The sequence below is a fragment of the Kutzneria chonburiensis genome, assembly GCF_028622115.1.
GTDB classification, from domain to species: Bacteria; Actinomycetota; Actinomycetes; order Mycobacteriales; family Pseudonocardiaceae; genus Kutzneria; species Kutzneria chonburiensis.
In genome coordinates this window covers 4296701-4306702 of the sequence record NZ_CP097263.1, presented here as the reverse complement: position 1 = coordinate 4306702, position 10002 = coordinate 4296701, and the positions used below count along the sequence as shown (strand labels likewise).

The following is a 10002-nucleotide window of genomic DNA, read 5'->3' as shown; positions in this document are numbered from 1 at the left end:
AGGTGTCCGGGGGACCTGGCAGTATCGGGGGCGTGCGCGTGTCCTTCGACCTCGGTGAGCCCGTAGTGGGGGCTCCATGATCAACTGGTTGAAGTCGCGCCGGTCGAAGTCCGCGACGCCGACGCCGGCCGCGCCGCAGGCGCCCGTCGTCGAGTTCCAGACCCGCCAGGTCGGTGCCGCGCTCGTCGTCTCCGCGCCGCCCGGGCCCGGGTGGCACGCCATGGCGTTGGCCGCGTCCGTGCCAGGCGACCCCGGGCGCACGATGGTCGTCGTCGACTTCCCGTCCGGTGACAACGGCGGCTATTGGAGCGCCCTCGTGCAGGCGCTGCGGGGTCGCGGTCCCGTGCGGTTGGCCGTGTCCGGCGCCGGCAGCGCGTCCGGCAGCGGGCCGACCCGGGCCATCGCCGCCCAGTGGTTGGCCGAGCAGCTCCAGGCCGAGGTCGTCGCCCCCGACGGGACGTTGGTGCCCGTGCCCGGCGGGTCGACGTTCGTCGCCAACGCCCATGCCACCGGGGCGTGGCGCAGCTTCCACCCCGACAAGCCCAGCGAGGCCCTCGGCGCTCGGTTCCCGTCGCCCGAGTGGGAGTCGTTCATGACGACCGCCCCGTGGCGGGCCGGGCCCGTGTCCGTCGCCGAGCCCGTGCCGACCGGGCTGTGGCTGCACGCCACGCCAACCGCTGCCTTGCGCCGGCATTCCGTGCTGGCCTTCGGCGTGCCCGTGCGGATGGACGTGTTGACGGTTGTTCTGGGCGGGCCCGAGGAGGCCCGGCTGCCGTCCTCCGACCTGCGGGCGTTGTGGGAGGCGCTGCCCGAGGAGATCCGCCGCCGGGTTCGGTTCGCGTCTTTCGGCGCCGAGCTCGGCCAGTTCGCCGCCGACACCATCGGCCGCCCCGTAATTGCCTATAACGGATTGCCCCTGTCGACCGAGCGAGGCATCGAGGTCGGCATCGTGTCCGCGGACGGCCGTCCGACCTGGCGGTCTTTCGCCACCGAGCTCCGATACCGGCCCGGGAAGGCGCCTGAGGTCGTTGCCGCCCGGCCGCCCGTCTCCGGGTTGAAGCCGTTGCGGCCCGGGCTTTGGGAGCTCACCGAGAGCGTTGTCGTCGAGGCCGTCGCGTCCGGGCTGTGGGTTCGGGCCGCCGCTGCCGTTGACGGCGATTCCGTCCGCTCCATGCCCGTCGACCCCGAGTGGGCCCGGTTGACCGTCGGTGTTCCCGGGGAGCAGGTCGGCGACGAGGTCAGCGTGGCCGGGGCCAAGCTGTTCGCCGGTTTGGACGCCGAGACGCAGCGCGTGGTGCGTCTTGTCTTCGGGGAAGCGCCCAAGGCCGCCGAGCCTGAGGTCGAGGCCGTCGTCGAGGTTCCCGTCGAGGACGCCGAGCCCGTGCCGACCGCGGTGGACGCCGACATCAACTACGACATCGGCGACGACCTGCCGACCATGGTGTTGTTGCGGCGTCAGATGGAACTCCAGATCTCCGCCGCCTCGGCCTCCGCTTCGGCTTCGGTCGCTGTCGCCGTCGCCGAGCCCGTTTCCGGCTCCGCCACGGCGTCGCTCGACATCTGGCCCGTCGAGCCGCCTCCCGTGCCCGCCCGCGTCGAGCCTTTTCTGGTCGATCCCGGTATCGACGTCGACACCATGCTCGACACCTTGGTCGCCGCCGAGACCGCTTTGGACGAGCATCGCGCGTGGATGCGCCGCACCCTCGGCGACCAGTACGACTCTTACGCCAGCCGGGTTCTGCGTCTGCTCGTCCAGCACCCATCCCTGCGCGACGGCGAACTCCAGTCCGTGGTCACCGACCTGGTCGCGGTGTTGGTCTATCTGGCCGCCGGCGAACGCAAGGCCGACGAGGCCCTGCTTTCCGGCGACGTCGACGCTCTCCTGCCTTTTTTGAGCTGCGTAATCTCCGGTCTACAGCGTTTGCCGGTCTATGAGGGCGTCGCTTTTTGCGGCGGCGCTTTGGACCCCAGCACCCATCGCGCCGGCGCCATCCTCACCGAGGTCAGCTTCTTGAACGCCGTCACCTCTTCCGAGGTGGCGCTCCCCGGCGACGCCGAGTTCGTCATCTGGTCCGACAGTGGGCGGCGCACCGGCTACTTCGAGCCCGAGCTCGAGCCCATCGTCTTCCTCCCCGGCACCCGATTCCAGGTCCTCGGCGTAGAGGGCGGCCGCATCCTGCTGGGCGAGATCGGCGGCGGCGACCAGCTCTCCCGCCTCGAAGAGGCCGCCAAGCTCCGCGCCGCCACCGGCCCCGTAGCCGACCCCGTCCGCTTCGGCCGTTCGATCGGCTCTCCCGTGTAGGTTTGTTCCGCACCCCAGAACGCCTTTTGGCCGCCCGTCCCCGCCGTTCCTACACTCTGTGCGGTCGAGCGGGCGCACCGTGGAAAGGCTTGGCTGGTAACCCATTCCCAGCCGCCCGGCATCGCCTGGTGGTGGGCACCCCCTCACCCCGGCCGCGGCTGCCTTTCCGCGGTGGCGACATGCGGCCCGCCAGGCCCCTCCCAGCCCGGCCCGCCGCCCCGTCCGGACGGGCTGCCGCCGATCCCCGTCCGGACGGGTTCTCAGCATTGTGGCGGGGTTTGGTGCCCGTGCCACGGGATTGGCGACCCGGCCGAGTTCACGGTGCGGGGCTACACGTTCCGGCCTCGGTATGCCCGAACTCGGGGCGGTCGCGGGAAAGCCGGTTCCTGCCCGCGGGATGGGGGTCACGGACGGGCGAAGGGTGGGAAAAGGGGATCACCCGGATCGGGGGAGATACGGGGATGAACGGGGGGTATGGGGCGGATTGCGCCTGGTTGGGACGCTGTACTACGTTCGGCGCAGCCAAGGGCTCGGGAGCGTGCAGTGATCAGCGAGGTGACCACCTTCGTTGGCCGGGGCGACGACCTGCGGGAGGCAGCGACGCTGCTGGAGACGGCGCGGCTGCTCACGCTGATCGGGCCGGGCGGGGTGGGCAAGACGCGGCTGGCGCAACATGTGGCGGGGCAGGCGCGGCGGAGGTTCCAGGACGGCGTGGTGTTCGTCGAACTGGAAGCGGTGACGGACCCGGGACTGCTGCCGCAGGTGGCGGCGTCGGAACTGGGGCTGAGGGACGTCGCGGTGGAGACCACGCGGCAACTGCTGTCGTTTCTGAGCGGCAAGAACCTGCTGGTGGTGCTGGACAACTGCGAACACATGGCGCAAGCCTGCCGGGAATTCGTCAACGAAGTGCTGGTGGCGGCGCCGGAAGTGCGGGTGCTGGCGACGAGCAGGCACGTGCTCGGGGCCAGCGGGGAACAACTGCTGCCGGTGCGGCCGCTGGCGGTGCCGGCCAAGGCGAAAGACACCGAAGACGACGCGGTGACGCTGTTCAAGGACCGGGCGACGAATGCGCTGCCGAACTTTCGGCTGAACGACGACAACTGGGACACGGTGCTGGGCATCTGCTCCCGACTCGACGGGATACCGCTGGCGATCGAGCTGGTGGTGCCCTGGCTCAGGGTGCTGTCGGCCCGAGACGTGCTGAGCCGGCTGGACGACACGTTCACGCTGATCACGGCGGAAGCGGCGGCCCGGCCATCCCGACAGCAAACGCTGATCGCGGCGGTGGACTGGAGCTACGCGCTGTGTGCCCCGGACGAACAACTGCTGTGGGCCAGGGCGGCGGTGTTCAGCGGCGGCTTCACGGTCGAAGCGGTCGTGCAGGTCTGCGCGGACGACCGCATACCGCCGACGGCGGTGCTGCGGCTGCTGGGCGGACTGGTCGACAAATCGGTGCTGATCAGGGACGAAACCGGCGGGGTGACCCGGCTGCGCATGCTGTACACGATCAGGCAGTACGGCCTGCAACTGCTGGCGGAATCGCAGGACGAACGGCGCACACGGCACCGGCACCTCGAATACCTGCTGGCGCTGGCGGAGAAATGCGCGGCGGAATGGCTGGGGCCGGACCAGGTGACGCTGGCGGCGATCACCAGGGCGGAACACAACAACATCAGATCGGCGCTGGAATTCGCGCTCACCGAAGACGAACACAAAGGCGCGCGGCTGGCGACGGCGTTGCAGTACTACTGGCTGGACTGCGGCTTCATCGGCGAAGGACGGCGCTGGCTGGACCGGGTGCTGGAGATCGACCTGCCCGCGGACATCCGGCAGAACGCGCTGTGGATCAACGCCTACTGCCTGATCGCGCTCGGTGAAGTGCCGGCGGGGCGGATCCTCAGCCTCGACGCGGTGGAGATCGCGGGACAGACGGGCGACCCGTTCATGATGGGCAACGCGCTGCTGGCCCACGGCGGGGCGGCGTTCGTGGGCGGCGAACTCGAACTCGGCCAGACGCTGTACGAGGAAGCGGTGCAGCAGTACGCGGCGGCCAACGTGATCGACTGCCAGACGATCCTGTCCTACGCGGCGCTGGGCATGTGCGCGGCCTTCGCCGGCAACTTCGACCGGGCGGTGACGGCGGCGGAACGCGCCATCAACCTGGCCGACGCCCACGGCGAACGCTGGGTGCGGTCGTACGCGCACTACGCGATGGCGGTGGCGACCTGGCAGACGGGCCGCCCGGCCGAGGCGGCCCGGCACGCGATGACCGGAATCCGGATCAAGGACCAGTTCAACGACCTGCTGGGCCTGTCACTGCTGGTGGAACTGGTGGCCTGGATCGCGGCGTCGGCCGGGGCGATGCCGAAAGCGGCGGAGGTGCTGGGCGTGGCCGGCGCGCTGTGGCGCCACACCGGCGGCGAGGTGTTCCTGGCCTCGGACAACTGGGCAGTGCCGCACAAGCGCTGCGAACAGGCGGCCAGGGCGGCGCTGGGCGACGAGCGGTACGAGGCGAACCACGCCAAAGGCATGGCCGGCTCGACCACGGTGGACGACGCGGTGGCGCACACGCTGAAGGTGGCGACGAGCCTGGCGGCGGCCCACCCGCCGACGTCGAACGCCCTGACCAGTCGCGAGCTGGAAGTGGCGGAACTGGCCGCGGCCGGGGCGGCCAACAAGGAGATCGCGGCCCGGCTGGTGATCTCCACCCGCACCGCGGAGAAACACCTGGCCAACATCCTGAAGAAGCTGGGCTTCACCTCACGGGCCCAACTGGCCGCCTGGATCGCCGGCCGACGGGCCAAAGGCACCTGAGTAATTCATCAAATCGGGTGAACAATCTCAAGTTTTGCAGGTCACCAAGAACGCGATTCCCGGGGATTGTGGCTGCTCACGTCGTGTATTACGTTCGAGTGCTCCGATCCCGCGCGGGAGCACACAGTGAGCAGCCAGCTGACCACCTTTGTTGGTCGGGACACCGAACTCGCGGAAGCCCGCCGCCTGCTCGATGTGGTCCGGCTGCTCACCCTGGTCGGCCCGGCCGGCGTCGGCAAGACCCGCATCGCGCAACGCCTGGCCCAGGACCACGGCGACGGCGTGGTGGTGATCGAGCTGGACGCGCTGACCGACCCGGAACTGTTGCCGCAGGTGGTGGCGGTCGAGCTGGGCCTGCGCGACGTGCCGCTGGACCCGACGGCGCAGCTGTTGTCGTTCCTGCGCACCAAAAACCTGCTCATCGTGCTCGACAACTGCGAGCACATGGTCCAAGCCTGCCGCGAGTTCGTCACGGCCGTGCTGGACACCGCGCCGAACGTCCGATTCCTCGCCACCAGCCGGCACGTGCTGGGCATCGGCGGCGAGCAGCTGCTGCCGATCCGCCCGCTGTCGGTGCCGGACCGCTACACGGCCCGCGCCGACGACGCCGTCGCGCTGTTTGCCGACCGCGCCACGTTCGCGTTGCCGCACTTCACGGTCAACGACGACAACTGCGAGACCGTGCTCGGCATCTGCTCCCGGCTCGACGGCATCCCGCTGGCCATCGAGCTGGTGGTGCCCTGGTTACGCGTGATGTCGGCGCACGACGTGCTCACCCGGCTCGACGACACGTTCGCGCTGCTGACGGCCGAAGCAGCGGCCCGGCCGTCGAGACAGCAGACGCTGATCGCCGCCGTGGACTGGAGTTTCGCGCTGTGCGCCCCCGACGAGCAGACGCTGTGGGCCCGGGCCTCGGTGTTCACCGGCGGTTTCACGGTCGAGGCGGCCGCCGCGGTCTGCACCGACGACCGCATTCCACCGACAGCGCTGCTACGGCTGCTGGGCGGCCTGGTCGACAAGTCCGTGCTCATCCGGGACGAGGTCGACGGTGTGACCCGGCTGCGCATGCTCTACACGATCCGCCACTACGGTTTGCGGCTACTCGAACAGTCGGGCGACGAGCGGCAGTTCCGCCGCCGGCATCTGGATTACTTCCACAGCGTGGTGGACCGCATCGGCCAACAGTGGTGCGGCCCGGACCAGGTCGAGCTGCTGACACAGATGCGCCGTGAGCACAACAACCTCCGCGCCGCACTGGACTTCGGGCTCGGCGACCCCGAGCAGCGGTTCGTCGGCGCGAGGCTGGCCACCGCGATGTACTTCTACTGGCTGTGCGGATTCCTCGGCGAGTCCCGGCGCTGGCTCGATCGCGTGCTCGACCTGGATGCGCTGCCGGACGACATCCGCCAGGACGCGTTGTGGATCAACTCGTACGCCGCGACCGCGCTCGGCGAACTACCGGCCGGCAAGCGTTTCGCCGAACAGGCGACCGAGATCGCCGACCGCACCGGTGATCCGCTGCAACAGGCCAACGCCAGGCTGATCACCGGCGGCTCCGCCTTCATCCACGGCGAGCTGGCGGAAGGCGACCGGCACTATCAGCGGTCGGCCGAGTGCTACCTCGCCGCCAAGGTGATCGACTGTCGGATCGTGCTGGCCTACGCGTCCATGGCCATGGTCGCGGCGACCGGCGGCGACCTGGCGCTGGCCGAGGCCCGGGCGGCCGACGCGATCGAGATCGCCGAGAAACGCGGCGAGCGCTGGGCCAATTCGTACGCGCACTACGCGGTCGCGCTCGCGAACTGGCGGGTCGGCCGGTACGCCGAGGCGGCCCGGCACGCGACGGAGAGTCTCCAGCTCAAGGCCGATTTCAACGACCTGCTCGGGCTGGCCGTGCTGGGCGAGACGGTCGCCTGGATCGTCACGTCCGCCGGTTCGGCGCAGCAGGCGGCCGAGGCGCTCGGCGTGGCCAGCATGGTGTGGCGGCACATGAGCAGCGAGCTCGTGGCCACGTCCGACAACTGGCGCGTGCCCCACAGCAACTGCGAGGCGGTGACGCGCGCGGCGCTGGGGGTGGAGCGCTACCGAACCGCGTACGCCCGAGGCACCTCCATCGGCGCCAATCTCGACGAAGCCGTCGATCATTTACTCAAGCTGTCCACGACGATCGCCCAGGCGTGCGAGGCCGGCCCGATCACCCTGACCGGGCGGGAGCTGGAGGTGGCCGAGCTGGTCGCGGCCGGCGCGGCCAACAAGGAGATCGCGGCCCGGCTGGTGATCTCGACCCGTACCGCCGAGAAGCATCTGGCCAACATCACCAAGAAGCTGGGGTTCACCTCTCGCGCGCAGCTCGCGGCCTGGGTCGTGGACCGCAGGCCGACCTAGGCCGCCCAGCACACCTCGCGCAGGGCGGCGTCGGCGACGCGGCGCAACCAGTGCAGGGCACGGTCCCGGTCGCCGCTGCCTTCGACGACGAGGGCGACGGCCGGCGGCTTGGGGAGTCGCAGCGGCACGGCCAGCATGGTGTTGCCGTACGAACCGGTGAGCTCGGCGTACCCGCGCTGGCGGATGCGCATCAGGTCGCCGCCGAGCTCGGCCGCCTCGGGAGTGCCGAGCTCGGCCAGTCGGATCACGGTGCGGGCGGCGGATTCGTCGTACGCCAGCAGCAGGCGGCCGGCGGCCGACCCATGCGCGGGCGCCCGGTCGGCGTCGTCGGGACCCCAGATGTGGCGGTGGCCGTAGACCCGGTGCACGAACTCGACCTCGACGCCGTCGAGCACCGCCAGGCTGGCCGTCATTCCCGTACGTACCAACAGGTCGCCGAGGAAGGGGGCCAGCCGGCGCAGCCCGTCGCGGTGACCGGTCGGCGAGTCGAGCCGGGCCGGCTGGTAGTGCGTGCCGGCGCGGGCGACCAGCCCGGCCGAGGTCAGGGCGCACAACATGCGGTGCGTGGTCGACTTGGCGATCCCGGTGCGCACGCTCAGCTCGGTCAGCCGCATCGGGGTGCCGCCCTCACGCAGCGCCGCGAACACCATCAGGGCTTTCCCGATCGATCGTGGCAACCGCTGATCGTCCACGTCACACCTCCGGCTCGTGACCCACACTCCGGGTACAGCCTCCTCCCGTGAACACGACGCCAGCTATTGGTGAACCTACGCACCTTCCCGCGACCGGCGCGACCTACGCAGTACGCGGCCGGCGTACGTAGTCGGCCGGCGGCGTACGTAGTCGCACTGTCCTGAGCGCGGCTCGTTTCTGGCCGGCATTGCCCGCCTGACCACGTGTTCACGCCGAATGAGGCATGATCGTCACCTATGGGGACGATCGACGGCGTGGTGGACGTCGGGGAACTGCCGCCGACAACACGACCGTCGACTGCGGGGCCGCTGGAGCGGCTGGCGGTCTGGCGGCCGGCGGACACGGCCCGCGGCTGGATCGTCACCCTGACCGTCACGGCCATCGGCGCACTGGTCCGGTTCTGGAATCTTGGCTGGCCGACCGATCGCGGCACGCCGATCTTCGACGAGAAGTACTACGCCCCGGAAGCGTGGCAGATGCTGCGCAACGGCGGCTTCGAGGACGATATCGGCTTCGACTACGCGTTCATCGTGCATCCGCCGGTGGGTAAATATCTCATCGCGGCCGGCGAATGGCTGTTCGGCTACAACGGCTGGGGCTGGCGTTTCTCCTCGGCGATCGCCGGCGCGGTGTGCATTTTCCTGATCATTCGGATCGCCCGTCGCCTGACCAGGTCGACCATGCTCGGCGCGCTGGCCGGGGTGCTGCTGATCTGCGACGGCGTCAGCCACGTGCAGTCACGGACGGCGTTGCTGGACATTTTCGTGGCGCTGTTCGTGGTCATCGCCTTCGCCTGTCTGCTGGCCGATCGGGATCAGGTCCGAAATCGACTGGCCGTCGCGGTAACCGAGGGCTGGGTGGAGGATTCCCGCTGGGGTCCGCGCTTGGGTTTCCGTTGGTGGCGATTCGCCGCCGGCATTTCGCTCGGCCTGGCCTGCGGCGTGAAATGGAACGGCCTCTATTACATCGTCGCTTTCGGTCTGCTGTCCGTGATCTGGGACGCGACGGCCCGCCGCGCGGCCGGCGTGGAGCGGCCGTGGGTCGGCGCGGTCGTCCGTGACGTGCTGCCGGCGCTGTGGTCGCTCGTGGCGATCCCCGTGCTGGTGTACTTCGCCACTTGGTGGGGATGGTTCGGCAGCGAGACCGGCATCGACCGGCACTCCTTCGACACGGCGCTGCGCTCGTTCTTCTACTACGAGGCCGACGTGCTGAAGTTCCACGAGAACCTGCTCAGCAGCAAGAACCACCACACCTGGGAATCCAAGCCGTGGACGTGGCCGATGGGGCTGCGGCCGATGCTGTACTACATCGAGCAGGGCCCCAACCCGTTCGCCACCGGCTGCGGCGCGGTGCAGTGCATCCGGGCCGAGATGCTGGTCGGCACGCCGGCCATGTGGTGGCTGGCCTTCCCGATGATCGGCTGGTCGCTGTGGCGGGCCATCGTCAAGTTCGACTGGCGCCACGCCGCCGTGATGGTCGGCTACATGGCGGGGCTGCTGCCGTGGTTCGTCAACATCGACCGGCAGATGTTCTTCTTCTACGTGACGCCGATGGCGCCGTTCCTGGTGCTGGGCCTGGTGTTGGCCTGCGGCGACATCCTCGGCCGCGCTCGCGCCGGCGCGGAACGCCGCGGCACCGGCCTGCTCGTCGTCGCCATCTACACCGGCCTGGTCGTGGCCAACTTCGCCTGGCTGTGGCCGATCCTCAACGGCGACCTGATCACCAACGCCCGCTGGCAGGCCGAACTCTGGCTCCCCAGCTGGCGCTGAGCCCCTTGTGTCAGGAAGGGCCCCTTACTGACGTTGAAT

5 protein-coding genes are annotated in these 10002 nt (G+C 69.8%); 4 read left to right on the top strand and 1 reads right to left on the bottom strand.

Annotated features, from left to right (window positions below; translation table 11 throughout):
- The first annotated feature begins 76 nt into the window (after positions 1-76).
- The 3 genes from M3Q35_RS19315 to M3Q35_RS19305 all read left to right on the top strand — a co-directional run bounded on the left by M3Q35_RS19315 (position 77) and on the right by M3Q35_RS19305 (position 7501).
- Positions 77-2302: a hypothetical protein gene (locus M3Q35_RS19315; RefSeq protein ID WP_273943286.1), complete on the top strand. Its 2226-nt coding sequence runs from the start codon at positions 77-79 to the stop codon at positions 2300-2302.
- 543 nt (positions 2303-2845) lie between these two features.
- Positions 2846-5116, top strand: coding sequence for an ATP-binding protein (locus M3Q35_RS19310; RefSeq protein WP_273943285.1), 2271 nt, complete (start codon positions 2846-2848; stop codon positions 5114-5116).
- 126 nt (positions 5117-5242) lie between these two features.
- Positions 5243-7501, top strand: a complete 2259-nt coding sequence (locus M3Q35_RS19305) for an ATP-binding protein (RefSeq protein WP_273943284.1) — start codon at positions 5243-5245, stop codon at positions 7499-7501.
- Here the strand turns inward: M3Q35_RS19305 and M3Q35_RS19300 are convergent.
- Complete coding sequence (locus M3Q35_RS19300) at positions 7498-8193, bottom strand: IclR family transcriptional regulator (protein WP_273943283.1); 696 nt, start codon at positions 8191-8193, stop codon at positions 7498-7500. The genes M3Q35_RS19305 and M3Q35_RS19300 overlap by 4 nt on opposite strands.
- A 237-nt stretch (positions 8194-8430) precedes the next feature.
- On the opposite strand from M3Q35_RS19300, the gene M3Q35_RS19295 reads away from it, so the two are divergent.
- A complete protein-coding gene (locus M3Q35_RS19295) occupies positions 8431-9963 on the top strand; it encodes a dolichyl-phosphate-mannose--protein mannosyltransferase (protein WP_273943282.1) in 1533 nt (510 codons plus the stop codon).
- Positions 9964-10002: the final 39 nt, after the last annotated feature.